The sequence below is a fragment of the Sphingomonas sp. Leaf38 genome (genome assembly GCF_001421825.1).
Taxonomy (GTDB): Bacteria; Pseudomonadota; Alphaproteobacteria; order Sphingomonadales; family Sphingomonadaceae; genus Sphingomonas.
Map to the genome: position 1 here is coordinate 18,821 of NZ_LMLD01000008.1, position 14,004 is coordinate 32,824.

12 protein-coding genes and 1 pseudogene are annotated in these 14,004 nt (G+C 66.3%); 8 read left to right on the forward strand and 5 right to left on the reverse strand.

The annotated features are described in order from the left end of the window. Positions 1–203: 203 nt before the first annotated feature. Positions 204–776, reverse strand: a complete 573-nt coding sequence (locus ASE88_RS01225; RefSeq protein ID WP_055880386.1) for a TetR/AcrR family transcriptional regulator — start codon at positions 774–776, stop codon at positions 204–206. A gap of 97 nt (positions 777–873) precedes the next feature. On the opposite strand from ASE88_RS01225, the gene ASE88_RS19075 reads away from it, so the two are divergent. The 3 genes and pseudogenes from ASE88_RS19075 (at position 874) to ASE88_RS01235 (ending at position 2,609) form a co-directional block, all read left to right on the forward strand. Next, positions 874–1,056, forward strand: a complete 183-nt coding sequence (locus tag ASE88_RS19075; protein WP_162233379.1) for a hypothetical protein — start codon at positions 874–876, stop codon at positions 1,054–1,056. A gap of 30 nt (positions 1,057–1,086) precedes the next feature. Next, the gene (locus ASE88_RS19320; protein ID WP_268795203.1) at positions 1,087–1,659 is read left to right on the forward strand and encodes a glutathione S-transferase family protein; all 573 of its coding nucleotides are present in this window, start codon (positions 1,087–1,089) and stop codon (positions 1,657–1,659) included. Positions 1,660–1,715: 56 nt separating this feature from the next. Further along, positions 1,716–2,609: pseudogene (locus tag ASE88_RS01235) on the forward strand (hypothetical protein). Positions 2,610–2,673: 64 nt separating this feature from the next. On the opposite strand, the gene ASE88_RS01240 reads toward ASE88_RS01235, so the two are convergent. Beyond that, positions 2,674–3,531, reverse strand: a complete 858-nt coding sequence (locus ASE88_RS01240) for a serine hydrolase (protein WP_082466026.1) — start codon at positions 3,529–3,531, stop codon at positions 2,674–2,676. Between the two features lie 226 nt (positions 3,532–3,757). Then, complete coding sequence (locus ASE88_RS01245; protein ID WP_082466028.1) at positions 3,758–4,138, reverse strand: aspartyl/asparaginyl beta-hydroxylase domain-containing protein; 381 nt, start codon at positions 4,136–4,138, stop codon at positions 3,758–3,760. 194 nt (positions 4,139–4,332) lie between these two features. Here ASE88_RS01245 and ASE88_RS01250 point away from each other — a divergent pair, with 194 nt between their 5' ends. Next, complete coding sequence (locus ASE88_RS01250; RefSeq protein WP_082466030.1) at positions 4,333–5,235, forward strand: LysR family transcriptional regulator; 903 nt, start codon at positions 4,333–4,335, stop codon at positions 5,233–5,235. Here the strand turns inward: ASE88_RS01250 and ASE88_RS01255 are convergent. After that, positions 5,201–6,445: a cation:dicarboxylate symporter family transporter gene (locus ASE88_RS01255; RefSeq protein WP_056474449.1), complete on the reverse strand. Its 1,245-nt coding sequence runs from the start codon at positions 6,443–6,445 to the stop codon at positions 5,201–5,203. The two genes, ASE88_RS01250 and ASE88_RS01255, sit on opposite strands and share 35 nt — an antisense overlap. A gap of 202 nt (positions 6,446–6,647) precedes the next feature. Between ASE88_RS01255 and ASE88_RS01260 the strand changes: the two genes are divergently transcribed. The 4 genes from ASE88_RS01260 (at position 6,648) to ASE88_RS01275 (ending at position 12,059) form a co-directional block, all read left to right on the forward strand. Then, positions 6,648–7,466: a substrate-binding domain-containing protein gene (locus ASE88_RS01260; RefSeq protein WP_056474935.1), complete on the forward strand. Its 819-nt coding sequence runs from the start codon at positions 6,648–6,650 to the stop codon at positions 7,464–7,466. After that, positions 7,463–8,791, forward strand: coding sequence for an MFS transporter (locus tag ASE88_RS01265; protein WP_235527658.1), 1,329 nt, complete (start codon positions 7,463–7,465; stop codon positions 8,789–8,791). Before ASE88_RS01260 ends, ASE88_RS01265 begins: the two co-directional genes overlap by 4 nt. A 102-nt stretch (positions 8,792–8,893) precedes the next feature. Continuing rightward, entirely contained in the window at positions 8,894–11,800 is a 2,907-nt protein-coding gene (locus ASE88_RS01270) for a TonB-dependent receptor plug domain-containing protein (protein WP_056474452.1), read from the forward strand. A 31-nt stretch (positions 11,801–11,831) separates the two neighbouring features. Further along, positions 11,832–12,059, forward strand: coding sequence for a hypothetical protein (locus tag ASE88_RS01275; RefSeq protein WP_156356850.1), 228 nt, complete (start codon positions 11,832–11,834; stop codon positions 12,057–12,059). Between the two features lie 102 nt (positions 12,060–12,161). Here the strand turns inward: ASE88_RS01275 and ASE88_RS01280 are convergent, their stop codons facing one another. Continuing rightward, positions 12,162–13,910 carry a methyl-accepting chemotaxis protein gene (locus ASE88_RS01280; protein WP_082466034.1) on the reverse strand — a complete coding sequence of 583 codons (1,749 nt, stop codon included), beginning with the start codon at positions 13,908–13,910 and terminating at the stop codon, positions 12,162–12,164. Between the last annotated feature and the right edge of the window lie 94 nt (positions 13,911–14,004).

The window sequence follows — 14,004 nt, forward strand, 5'->3', positions numbered from 1 at the left end:
CGCTCGTGCGAAGGGTTCTCGTATTGGGATGCCCGCCCTACCCCGTTATGCAACCGTCATGTCAGCGGTCGCATACTGGCCTATGCCGAGATCGGCCTCGCCGCTGACGCCAGGTCCGCGTTCGAGCCGCGCCAAGGGGTCTAATCCACCGGAGTATTCCCGGCTTGAAGCCGGAACGCTGAGCGCGTCGCAGCGGCAGGGGCTTACCCCGGCAAGAGCCCGGCCTTGCGGTAGCTATCGATCATCGTGTCGAACAGCGCGATATGGGCGCAATCCCTTGCGAAAAGCTGCGCGCCCGTGACGGCCGCATAGATGGCACGTGCCCTGTTCTCGCTTTCGTCGGGGCCGACGACGTCGGCAGTGACGAGCAGCGTGCCGAGCCAGGTCACGTTGACGCCGGCAAAGCCTTGAACCTCGGCCTTCACCGGCTCCGGAAGATCGTCATGTTCCGCCGCCATGAAGCTCAACCGGCAGACGCGGTTGTCGTTCGATAGCGATTGGCGGAAGATGTCGGGATAGCGGCGCAGCGCCGCGAGCGGATCAAGCTCCGCGTTCGAAATCGCCGCCAGTTGCGCGACCGCATTCTCCCAATAGCGCCGCACCACCGCCGCACCAAGATCGGCCTTGGTTGGGAAATGATGATAGATGCTCGGCGCGTTGATCCCGACCTCGGCGGCGATATCGCGAAAGTCGAAGCCGTCATAGCCGCGCCCCATCGCGCTGCGCTTCGCCGCGGCAAGCACCGCTTCCCTGGAGTTCGAAGTCCCCAAACGCATCGTCCATCATGGAACCGACCAACTGGTAGAGGGACCTGGACGCTCCCGAGGCAAGCTCGCATTCACCAGGCTACCGGTCACTCGGTAGGGATTCACCATGACGACCCTGACGCCGCCATCGACCGCGAAGCTTCGACTGTTCACCTCGCCCGCCGCCTTCCCCAATCCGCAGCGCCTGCGCATCTTCCTCCATGAAAAGCGGATCGCGGACCGCTTCGACGAGCAGTCTGTGACATGGCACCGGTCGGCGAGCAGCGGCAGTGGAAGCATCTCAAGATGAATCCTTGGGGGGGAAACGCCGAAGCTCGAACTGACCGCCAACGCCGCATGGGGCGAGCATTGCCGCAAGGAAGCGCTGGCGCATATCGCGCTGATCGACGGACATCTGGCCGATGGTCGCGACTGGCTGCTCGGGGGCGACGCCCCCATCTTCTCGGACATCACGCTGGCGACCGTGATCGCGTTTTCGAAGTTCGTGGTCAACGCGATGCCGCTCGACGAGCGCTATAAGCATATCGATGCGTTCTGGCAGCGCTGGCTGCGCAGTCCGATGTTCCTAGCCGCTTATGCCAACCGCAACAGCGGCGTGCCCGAACTGGATACGCGCGAGTGGCCCCGCGATGCCGGGATCGGCCAACACTTCGGTATTACCTTGGGATCGAGCCGCCGCTCGAGCGTTACGCCCCCGCATTCTCGTTATCTCACCGGAAGATATAGCCATGTCCGGCCTCCCCCCAGCCCCGTCCTGCAGCCCGTTACGGTCGGCGATTTGCACCTGCAAAACCGTATCGTCATGGCGCCTCTCACACGCAGCGCGCGGACGCCGGCCTCATCATCACCGAGGCGACGAACATCTCCGCGCAGGCACGTGGCTACGCCATGACGCCTGGGATCTAGTCGGACGCGCAGGTCGGCGCGTGGACGCCGATCGTCGATGCTGTGCACCGACGTGGCGGCAGGATCTTTCTCCAGCTATGGCACACCGGCTGCATCTCGTACCCCGATCTGCATGGCGGTGCGCTGCCCGTCGCGCCGTCCGCGATCGCTGCGGACGGATAGGCGTTCACGAACGACGGGATGAAGGATTTCGTCACGCCGCGTGCGCTGGAGACGGACGAGATTCCCGCGATCGTCGAGGATTACCGGCATGCCGCCGAACAGGTGAAGTCCGCCGGATTCGATGGCGTCGAGGTCCACGTCGCGAACAACTATCTGCCCGAGCAGTACATCCGCGACAGCACCATCCAGCGGACCGACGACTATGGCGGCGCGATCGAGAACCGTCAGCGGTTCCCGCTCGACGTGGTCCGCTCGGTGGTCGAAGTCTGGGGCGCAAACCGCGTCGGCATCCGCATACCACCGGCAACGACCGAGCCCGGCAAGACGCCGCTCGATAGCCAGGTCGGGCGCACCTTCGATGCCTTCGTCGACGCACTGTGCGAGATCGGCCTGTTGTACATCCACGATATCGAAGGCGTCACGCAGCATACGCGCGACGTGCCGGACGGCGTCGACTTCCAGCAACTGCGCAAGCGCTTTGCCGGCGCGTATATCGCCAACAACCGGTACACGCTCGATCTCGCCGAGAAGACGCTTGCGGACGGCAAAGCCGATCTGTTCAGCTTCGGCCGCCCCGTCCTCGCCAACCCCCGACCGCGTCAAGCGGCTCCGGACCGGCGCCCCGCTCGCCGAAGCCCCGAAGCAATATTGGTATGGCGGTGGCGCCGTCGGGTATTAGGACTCGCCCGGCGTGAACGGCAAGATCAAGCTCGCATAGGCTGGAGCGATGACGCCCCGAACGCCAGGACGGGATTTGGGGCCGACGGACAGTAACGCCGCCCCGTTCCACATGAAAACCCAGCGGGCTATCGGCGACCGCCGCGCCGCTAACCGCTGGTTACCGCATTTGCATGAACACCGCGACGGCATTGCGGACGCTATCCGCAAACCGGTCGTAGATTACGCGTGCGACCTCGGCGATGACAGGCTGGCGATCGCGTCCGCCGCGTGCGAATACGGCAACTGCCACGCGCCGGCCGTCGGGCATGGTAATGAACCCGACATCGTTGGTGATACCATCGAGCGTCCCGGTCTTGTCCTCCACCCGGGTTCCCGCGGGGAGCAGCGCCCGAATCCGCCGCGTGCCTGTCGCGCATCGGCCCATCAGGTCAAGCAGAAGCGCGCGGCTTTGCGCCGTCAGAACGGTACCGTTGTCGAGCTTGTTCAACAGCGTGACCATGGCGACCGGTGTCGAGACGTCCCGGCTGTCGGCAAGGTGGCCGCGCTCGCGCAGCAACTGGGCTATCGTGCGATCCATCCGGATGCCCGGTATGTTGTGCGACGACAGCCATTGCTGGACCGCGACGGGGCCACCAAGCGCGGCAAGCAACTGGTCGGTGGCCTGATTGTCGCTGCGGATAATCATCAGCGCCATGACTTTCGCCGCGGGTCGGCCAGCAATCATGTCGCCGAGGCCGCGTCGGCCTTGATCGACCTCGGCGAGATAGGCAGCGGCAATGGCGATCTTGACCGTGCTTGCCATCGGGAAAGGCGTGTCGCCGTTGATCGAAACCGCCGAGCCATCGCGAAGGTCGAGCGCCGCGATGCCATAGTCGCCGGGCCGTTCGCCAACCAGCTTGCTCAGCGCGCGCTCAAGCCCGATGAGTTCGGGGGACGTTGCGGCCGCCGGTGCCGGAATAAGGGTGGCTGCCGCTAAACCGGAAAGAAACAAGCGGAGAAACAGGGGCGCGCGCATCGATCGTCCTTGAGTAGTGTTCTTCGGCGACCGGCAGATGGTAAGCCGAAGAACCTGAACACTTCGTGTTGCATGCCGGTGGATCCCGGGCCTTGGCAGGTCGCGAAGCCGATGCGTTCCGCCTAGCGTTCGGCAGCTTTTGGAGCAAGGCGCGCTGACCCAACCATGGCTCAGTCCGACTACTATGGTCTGGCCGACTTGCTAAGACAGCAATGCTACCTAGTGATCACGAACGGCCGCCACGCCTCCCCGCCCCCGCCCCCGGACGCGGCAGCACCTTGCCGACGCCCGTCGCGCCCATGGCCAAGTGCCCTCTTGCCCACTTTCCAAACAGCGATCGTGCCGCCAACGCCAGCCCCCTCCCCGGAAGGACGGTTAATCGGAAACCGACGCTCGATGGCACGACTGCTGAGACCAATATCGTGAATGCCCAGCGGTCCACTGTTATCGTACCGTGATGCCAAGCATCGCCGATGAGGACGACGCGCGGCTGCAGGCTGCCGTTGTTCGCCTCGTGCTCGGTCGTATCGTCGAAGACCAGCGCTTCGCCGGGGACCCAGCCGCTGCTTGGCCCGCCCGCCGTCAACGATGATCGGCAGCGCGCCAAAACCCGATGTCACGCGCCTTGGGTGGTCTGAAAAGGCGCTTCGGCTCTTGCCACGCAGCACAGAAACAAGGCGAAGTTTCTTTTGAAACGGGTCATGGCACAAAATAGGGGTTGCGCTTCGGCCGCGGGATGTCCGCACTGGCTGCGGGTATTGATGGGACCGGCGCACGGGATCGAGGACGAATGGTCATGCCATGCTGACGATGAACTGCGAGCTTCTCGACCTGCGCGCGCTCATCGCGGTGTCAGACGGGCGCAGCTTTCATCGTGCGGCGCAGCAGCTCAACCTGTCGCAACCAGCGCTCAGCCGGCGCATCCAGAAGCTCGAACAGGTGATCGGCACGCGCCTGATCGAGCGCAGCACGCGGAGCGTCCGGCTGACGCCCGCGGGGCAGCAGGTCGTACCGCTGATCCGACGCGTGCTCGACGAGATTGACGGGTCGCTCGTCGGGCTGATGGCGCAGGGCGAACGGCAGGCGGGCCGGATCACGCTGGCGAGCGTGCCGAGCGCCACGGTGCGCTTCCTGCCGCAGGTGCTGCAACGCTTCGCCGAGGATTACCGCAATACCCGCGTCCGCATCCTCGACCGCTCGGCGTCCGAGTGCGCCGAAGCGGTCCGGACGGGCGAGGCGGAGTTCGGGCTGTCGCTGCCGGTCGCGGTGGATTCCGACCTGTCATACACCCCGCTCCACGACGATCCGTACGGATTGATCTGTCGCAAGGACGATCCACTGGCGACCATGCCCGACGTCTCCTGGGCGGACCTGGTCGGCAAGCGGCTGGTGACGATCCATCGCGCCAGCGGCAACCGGACGACGCTGGAGGCGGGGCTTGCCGCAGCGGGCATCACCCTGACCTGGTTCTATGAGGTGACGCGACTGACGTCGGCGCTGGCGCTGGTCGATGCGGGGCTTGGGCCATCGGTCCTGCCGCGTCTGGCATGCGAAGGACCCGAGGCCCGCGACTTGGTATGGCGGCCGCTCGGGGAACCGGTGATCGCGCGGACGATCGGGCTGCTGAAGCGTCCGGCCGCACCGATCTCGCCGGCCGCCGCCCGGCTCGTCACGTTGCTGACCGCGGCGTGGGCGACGGCATGACGAGCATCGCGCCGTCCCAGCGCGCGACGAGCAACGTCGCGCTGATGTTGGCGAGCCCGCTGGTCAGCGCGCGGATGGTCGACAGGATGCGGTCGACCGCGATCAGCATCGCCGCCGCGCCGACGGGCACGTCGGGCAGCAGTGACAGCGTCAGCAGCAAGGCGGAAAACCCGCTGCCCGTCACGCCCGCCGCGGTCTTCGACGTCGCGAGCATGACGACGAGGTACAGCGCGAGCCGGTCGGGGGGCAGCGCGATGTCGAGCGCCTCGGACAGGAACAGAGTCGCGACCACCAGATAGACTGCGGTGCCGGCGAGGTTAAGCGTGTAGCCAAGCGGCACGATCAGCCCGACGACCGCCGGCGGCACACCCAGCGCTTCCAGCTTGGTCATCAGCCGCGGTAATACGACTTCGCTCGACGACGTGCCTAGCACGATGACCAGTTCGTCACGGAAATGGCGCAGGATCCGGATCGGCGACATGCTGGTCGCGGCGCGCACGGCCCCCAAGAGGAGCGCGACAAGCGTAGCACACGCCACCGCCAGCGTCGCAACGAGCAGTCCCAGCGAGCCGATGAAACCGATGCCATAGGCGCCGACGGTAAACGCGACCGCCCCGAACGCACCGATCGGCGCGGCGCGGATGAGAAAGCCAAAGATCGCAAACTGCAACTGCGTCAGCCCGCGAATGGCCCGTGCGATCGGCTCACCCGCCGGACCGATCCGGATCAACCCAAACCCGACGAGCCCGGCGATGAACAGCACCGGCAGCACGTCGCCCGCGGTGAAGGCGGAGAAGAAGGTGTCCGGCACCATCCGCAACAGGAAGTCGCCCGGCCCGGTGATATGCCTTGCACCGAGCTGTCGATCGAGGTCGATTCCGGCCGGCAATGTCGGCATGCGCAACCCCGCCCCTGGACGCATGAGGCTGGCGACCACCGCCCCCGCGAGAAGCGCGGCGATCGTGATGCCGATAAACACCAGGATCGCGCGCGCGATGGTCGAACCGGTCCGGCGGGCGCCGCCGTGCAGCACGATGCCGTCGACGATCGTGCAGAACAGGATCGGCGGCACCATCATCCGCATCGCCTTGACGAACGCGATGCCGAGCGGGGCAAGCTCGACGCCGATCGTGGGCCAGACATGGCCGACGATCGTCCCCAGCACGATGCCAAGGATCATCTGCACATAGAGCTGACGAAACAGCCGCACCCCGCCCCTTTCATGCGCCGCACACATCAAACACTCCGATCGTTGCAATTGTTAGATCGGTCGCGAACCGCTTCTATCGTCAAACGGTCGCGACGTCTTGCCCGACGTCGCGACGCAGCGATCGCCCAAAGAGGTGATGCCAATCGAGGAGCAGGACGACGATGGATCGGCAACCGGACCAGAACGCGTGAGGATGACGGCTATGATCACGCGTCGTACGACGTTTGGCGCGTTGATCGCATGCGTGGTCGCGCCGCTGATGGTCGGTTGCCAGTCGCTGCCACCCGCCCGTCCAGCCGCCACGTCCGAGCTTAACGTCGTCACCTCGGGTGGTTTCAACGCTGCATTCGATACGCTGGCGACGCGGTATACCGCCGAGACCGGGACGCGCATCGTCACTGGCCACGGGCCGTCGATGGGCGAGACGCCGAACGCGATCCCCGCGCGGCTCGCACGCGGCGAGGCCGCCGACGTGGTCATCCTCGCGCGCTCGGGTCTCGACCGACTGGTCGCCGACGGCAAGGTCGCCCGCGGGACCGAGATCGATCTCGGCCTGTCGAAGATCGCGGTGGCGGTTCGCGCCGGCGCGGCCGTTCCCGACATCTCGACGCCCGACGCGCTGCGTGCGACGCTGATCGCGGCGAAATCGGTCGCGTGGTCGGACAGCGCGAGCGGGGTCTATATCCAGACGACGATGCTCGCGCGCCTAGGCATCGCCGATCAGGTGACGCCAAAGGGCAGGATGATTCCCGCGACCCCGGTCGGCGAGATCGTCGCGCGCGGCGATGCCGAGATCGGCTTCCAGCAATTGTCCGAACTGCAGCCGGTCAAGGGGATCCGCATCGTCGGCCTGCTGCCCGACAGCCTGCAAAAGGTCACCGTCTTCTCGGGCGGCATCGTCGCCTATTCGCCGCGTCAGCGCGAGGCGCGCGCGCTTCTCACCTATCTCTCCTCCCCCTCAGCCGACGCCGCGATCCGCGCAAGCGGGCTCGAGCCGGCGCCGCGAAAGGCACGCCCATGACCGCCGACACCCTCCCCGCCGGCGCGATGCCGCTCGGCGGCGCTGCCACGGCGGCGACCAAGAAATCGGCCTTCAAGTCGATCTTCATCGTCGCCAGCGGCAACTTCCTCGAGATGTTCGATTTCATGGTGTTTGGCTATTACGCCACCTACATCTCGAAGGCGTTTTTCCCGACCGGTAGCGAGTTCGTATCACTGCTGCTGACGCTGATGACGTTCGGCGCGGGCTTCCTGATGCGGCCCGTCGGCGCCCTGGTGCTGGGCGCCTATGTCGATCATCATGGCCGTCGCAAGGGGCTGCTGCTGACGCTCGGTCTGATGGCGCTGGGGACGCTCGCCATCGCGATCACCCCTACCTACGACCAGATCGGCCTCGCCGCGCCGCTTATCATCCTCGCCGGGCGGCTCGTGCAGGGCCTGTCCGCGGGCGTCGAGGTCGGCGGCGTTTCGGTGTATCTCAACGAGATCGCACCGCCGCACCGCAAGGGCTTCTACACGTCGTGGCAGTCCGCCAGCCAGCAGGCGGCCGTGGTGTTCGCCGCGCTGATTGGCCTGCTCGTGTCGACCAGCCTGTCGCCCGAGACTATGCAGGCCTGGGGCTGGCGCATTCCCTTCATCATCGGCTGCGTGATGATCCCCTTCCTGTTCATCATCCGCCGTCACGTCGAGGAAACCGATGCCTTCCTGAACCGCAAGGAGCATCCGAAAATCGGCGAGATCGTGCGGATCATCGGGGCCAATTGGGGGATCGTCCTGCAGGGCGCGCTGATGGCGGTGATGACGACCGTCTTCTTCTACATGATCACCGCCTACACGCCGACTTTCGGCAGCAAGGTGCTGAACCTGGGTCCGGGCGAGGCGCTGTTCGTCACCGCCTGTGTCGGCCTCACCAACTTCATCCTGCTCCCGGTCATGGGGGCGCTATCGGACAAGGTCGGCCGCCGCCCGCTGCTGATCACCGCCAGTGTGCTCGGCGTCGTGCTTGCCTATCCGCTGATGAGCTGGCTCGTGGCGAGCCCGAGCTTCGGCAAGCTGCTGGCCGTCGAACTCCTACTTGCCACGATCTACGCCACCTATAACGGCGCGTTCATCGTCTACCTAACCGAGGCGATCCCGGCACACGTCCGCACCGTCGGCTTCAGCCTCGCCTACAGCATGGCGACCGCAATCTTCGGCGGCTTCACGCCCGCGATCAGCACCGCCCTGATCGGCGCGACCGGGGACAAGGCGATCCCCGGCGCATGGTGTGCCGCGGCCGCGCTGCTCTCGCTGCTCGCGTTGCTCATCGGCAGCCGGGTCAACCGGCACGCGGAGGCGCATGGCTGATCCCGGCCCCGCGCCGCCGACGATCACCCGCCCCGAAACCTTACGACCGACGACTTAAGACCTGCAAAAAACAACAAGAAACGAACATTTGGGAGAGAGACGATGACCTGGAACACCAGGAAGACGATGCTCGCGTGCGGCGCTGCCATGGTGCCGCTCGCGATGATGCTGGCGACGCCGGCCGCCGCCCAACAGGTGCCGACGCCCGGCGCGCAGGACGCCTCGGCGATGCCGAACGCGCCTGCGACCACCCCGCCGGCAGATCCCGAAACACCCACGGGCGATCTCAAGTCCGCCGAAAGCAATGCGCCCGCGAGCGACCCGGGCGGCGACATCGTGGTCACCGGCAGCCGCGTCGCCACTGGCTTCAAGACCCCCACGCCGGTGACGATGGCGAGTTCGGAGCAGCTGCGCGAATCCGCGCCGACCAACCTCGCGGACGGCCTGAACCAGCTGCCAGCCTTCAACGGCAGCACCAAGACGTCCAGTCCATCGACCACCAACAGCCGCGGCGGCAGCAGCGGCCAGAACCTCCTCAACCTTCGCGGCCTCGGCGCACAGCGCACGCTGGTCCTGCTCGACGGTCGCCGCCTGCCCGCAACCAACAGCGGCGGATCGGTCGATATCAACATCATTCCGCAAGGGTTGGTCAGCCGCGTCGACGTCGTCACCGGCGGCGCATCCGCCGCCTATGGATCGGACGCGGTCGCCGGCGTCGTCAATTTCGTGCTCGATACCAAGCTGAAGGGGTTCAAGGCGGAGGCGCTGGGTGGCGTCTCGACGCATGGCGACCTGCCGTCCGCCGGCGGATCGCTGGCGTTCGGCACGTCGGGCATGGACGACCGGCTGCGCTTCGTCGCGGGGGTGGACTATTTCTACCAGAAGGGCCTTCGCGCCGACCAGGACACCGGGCGGGACTGGTTCGACGACAATGCCGGGCAGATCGTGAACCCGGTATCCGGCGCGCGGCCGACGAACCTGATCATTCCGTCGATCCGCAGTTCGCTCGGCACGATCGGCGGTCTGATCAGCGCGGGTCCGCTCCGCGGGACGCAGTTCCTCGCCGGCGGCGGCTCGGCGCCGTTTGACTATGGCACGATCACCGGTACCGCGTTCCAGAGCGGGGGTGACGGCGCGCGCGCCAATATCGGGCTGCAGCCGACCCAGGAACGCTACAACGCGTTTGCACGCACCGAATTCGAGATCGCCCCGGTCGCAACGGTGTTCGTCGAGGGGTTGTATGCGCGCAGCCATACCAACCAGGGCGCGTTCGTCAGCCAGAATGTCGGCTCCAATGCCGCCTACACCATCTATCGCGACAACGCGTACCTCCCCGCCAACATCCTGGCGCGTATGGTCGCGGCGAACGTCCAGTCGTTCCAGCTCGGCCGGTTCGAAAGCGAATTGCCGCTGGTCGAGAATGAATCGACGATCGACGTCTATCACGCATCGGTCGGCGTCCGCGGCGATCTCGGCGGTCCGTGGAAATACGACGCCTCGTATAATTTCGGTCAGTCGGACCAGGAATTACGGTCGAACAACCTGACGGTTGCGCGCAACCTCTATGCCTCGGCCGACGCGGTGCGAAACTCGGCCGGCCAGATCGTGTGCCGCTCGACGCTAGCCGGGCTCGATCCCGGCTGCACGCCGCGCAACCTGTTCGGTCCACAGGCGTCGAACCAGGGGATCACCGACTATGTCACCGGCGACAATGTGCTGAACCTGCGTCTGCGCCAGCAGGTGGTGTCCGCCAATATCCGCGGCGATCTGGGCGACAGCATCCAGCTGGCAGGGCCGATCGCGGTCGCGGCGGGCGTCGAATATCGCAAGGAGACCGCGCGCCAGACCACCGATGCGCTGTCCCCGACGCGGATCGACTTCACCGGCATCCGCGGCGGCCCCTCGGCGCTGTCGGGGCGGCAGGGACCGTATCGCTTCTTCAACCCGCTCCCGTTCTCCGGCGAATACGACATCCGCGAGGGCTATCTCGAGGTCGCGGTGCCGGTGCTCAAGGACAGCGCGATCGCGCAGTCGCTCGACCTGAACGGCGCCATCCGTCACGCGGACTACAGCACGTCGGGCGGGGTCACGACGTGGAAGCTGGGCGCCAGCTGGCAGCTGGTCGACGACCTGCGCTTCCGCGGCACCTGGTCGCAGGACATTCGCGCGCCCAACCTGCTCGAACTGTTCAACCCCGCGACGCAGCTGAACGGCAACGTCGTGTTCAACGGCGTGACCACGCCCCAGGTCAATTTTGCGACCGGCAACCGCGATCTGAAGCCCGAACGCGCCCGCACGATCACCTTCGGCGGCGTGTACCAGCCCGGCTGGCTGCGCGGGTTCCAGGCCTCGGTCGACTATTACAAGATCACGCTGAAGGACGCGATCAGCACGCTGGCCGAGCAGCGCGTGGTCGACGAATGCGCCGCGGGCAACCAGACCCAGTGCGCCAACATCACCGTCCTGCCCTCGGGCTCGCTCAGCATCCTGCGCCCCAACCTCAATCTCGCGCAGCAGACCGTCGCCGGCATCGATTTCGAACTCGGCTACAAGACCGAAGTCGCCGGCGGCGACCTGAACCTGCGGCTCGTCGGCAACCACGCGACGCAGAATAATTCGGAGACGCCGGGCTCCGCGGTGCGCGAGGCGCTGGGCGAGACGACCACGCCGAAATGGAGCGGCATCCTGCAAGCGACCTGGTCGAACGAGGCGTTCTCGCTGTTCGTGCAGGAACGCTTCATCAGCGCGGCCAAGCTCGATGCCACGCGGGTCGAGGGCGTCGACATCAACGACAACACGACGCCCGCGGTGTTCTACACCAACCTGACCGGCACCTATAATCTGCGGATCGGCGGGGGGAAGCAGCAGGTGTATCTGTCGATCGCCAATCTGTTCGACCGCGATCCGCCGCTGTCGCCACCGCCGGTGACGACGTTCACCACCGCGGCGAGCAGCGCCTATGACCCGATCGGCCGCTATGCCACGCTCGGCGTCCGCGTCTCGTTCTGAGTGTTATCGACCCTTTGCAGGAGGTACACGAATGCGAAAACCCCGTATCGCCATGCGCCCGGTGCCCGCGCATATCGTCAGCCAGATGCTGGCCGCCATGCGCGACGAGACCGGCTCGGCGCTCATGATGCGCTATGGCATTAGCTACAATACGTGGCGAAAGCTGAGGGTCGGCGATCCGGTCCGCGATTCGCTTGCCGAACGACTGGAACGACGTGTCGTCGAACTGCAAGCCGCCGACCCCCGATCGTACCGATAGGCGCATCCGGCACGCGGCGGCACGGCGTGACCGCGCAGCGACACTAATCCCGCCGCCCCCGCCGCAGCGATCCAGGCTGAGACACGCGCCAGCGACCGCGTTTCAGGCCAGGTGAAGCTGACCGAAGAAGCGGGACAGCGCCCCATCGATCGAGGATGCGCCATCCTCGACCCGTCGCGAGTCGGTGCGGACTAGCGACGCCATGCCGGCAGTGCCTCTGGTCGCAACCGAGACCTCGGTAACGAGGCGGCCGATGAGATCGAGATCGTCGGCAGCGCCATCGACGTTGCGGTTGATCGTCTGGCCGCTTTGTGCCTGTTCATCGATGCTCGACGCCAGAGCATCGGCGCCGCGCGCCATCTCGTCCACCAGCCCGCGGATTTGCGTCAACCCGGTGGACGCGGCGTGCGTGCCGCGCTGCATGCCGGCGATCTGGCGCGCAATCTCGTCGGTAGCATCCGCGGTCTGCGTCGCCAGCATCCGAACCTCGCCTGCGACGACCGCGAACCCCTTGCCCGCGTCGCCAACCCGCGCCGCTTCCATCGCGGCGTTCAGCGCAAGCAGCTTGGTGCGCGCGGCGATGCTGCCGATCAGCCCGACGATCGCGCCGATCGCACGCGCATCGTCCTGCACGCCGGCCATGTCGCGCGCGAGTTCCGCCGCACGGTCCGCCGCCTGTGCGCTGAGATCGGCGGTCCGCCTTGTGCTGTCGCTCGACTGCCGGATCGCGCCCATGAACTGCGTCGTCGCGGCGGCGATATCGGTCGCGCCGTCAAGCGCCCGCCGTACCGCAACGCCGACGTCGCCGAGTTCGCGCGTCGCTGCGGTCGAGTGATCCTCGAGGTCGCCCGACGTCACCGTGAGCTGGTGCGCCGATCCGCGCAGGCCTGCGAGCACATCGGCGATCTCGTCTTCCAGCATCGTTGCCGCCTGTCGCACGATACGGTTGCGCTCGGCCTCGGCGTCTTCGAACGACCGGCGCCTGATCTCGACCTGCCGTTCGCGCTGGACCTCGGCGATTTGCTGGCGACCTGCTTCTGCGTGCAGGTGTTCGCGTTCGACCACCGAGGCGCGAAAGACTTCGATCGCGCGCGCCATCCGGCCGATCTCGTCGCGCCGTCCGGCATGCGGCGTTCGGCCCTTGGCGTTGCCGCCGGCGATCGCCGCCATCGTCCGCTCGATCTGCAGCAACGGGCGGATGATCGTGCGCTGGACGATCAGGACCGTACCGCAGGCGGCGAGCGAGAACAGCACGAGGCTTGCGAGGACGCTGATCGTCACCTCCTGCCGTTCGAGGTCGTAGGCATGGCGGAACAGGCGTTCGACCCGCACTTCCTGGGCGCCGATCAGCGTATCGGCGATCGTTGAGGCAATCCGTTCGTTCGGGCGGACGTCGCGGCGGAAGATCGCCCATGCGCGTGCCTGCCCGCCATTGCTCGCCGCCGCGGCCACGATCGCCAGGCGGTCCAGGACGACCGCTTGACTCTCGATGTAGCGACTGTGCGGGGTCAACCGAGCCGCGGGAGTACCAACGAGTTGCCCGAGTTGCAGGCGCATCTGGTCCGAACGCGTAGAAAATTTGCGGTGGATGATCGCTCGTTCGCGCGGATCGCGCTCGAGCAGCAGATTGAGCGCATCGCGCTGGAGCGAGCGACTGAGCGAGCGCACTTCGACCAGGTGGATCCGCACGACCTGCGCCGCATTGGCGGCATCGCGCGCAGTCTGGACGCGACTGCGCGTTCCCAGCCCGATCGAGCCGAGCACGCAGACCAGTCCTAGCATGATGGCGACCGGCACCATCAGCCGCGCAACCATGCTTCGCGACCAGAGTTTGGGAATTCCATGGATCATAGGCCAGCGCGCTACGGCAGCGATCTTAACCCTGTGTGACAGTCAGAACGCGATAAGGGGCACGTGCATGGCCCCAACGCCGCCCCATCCACGG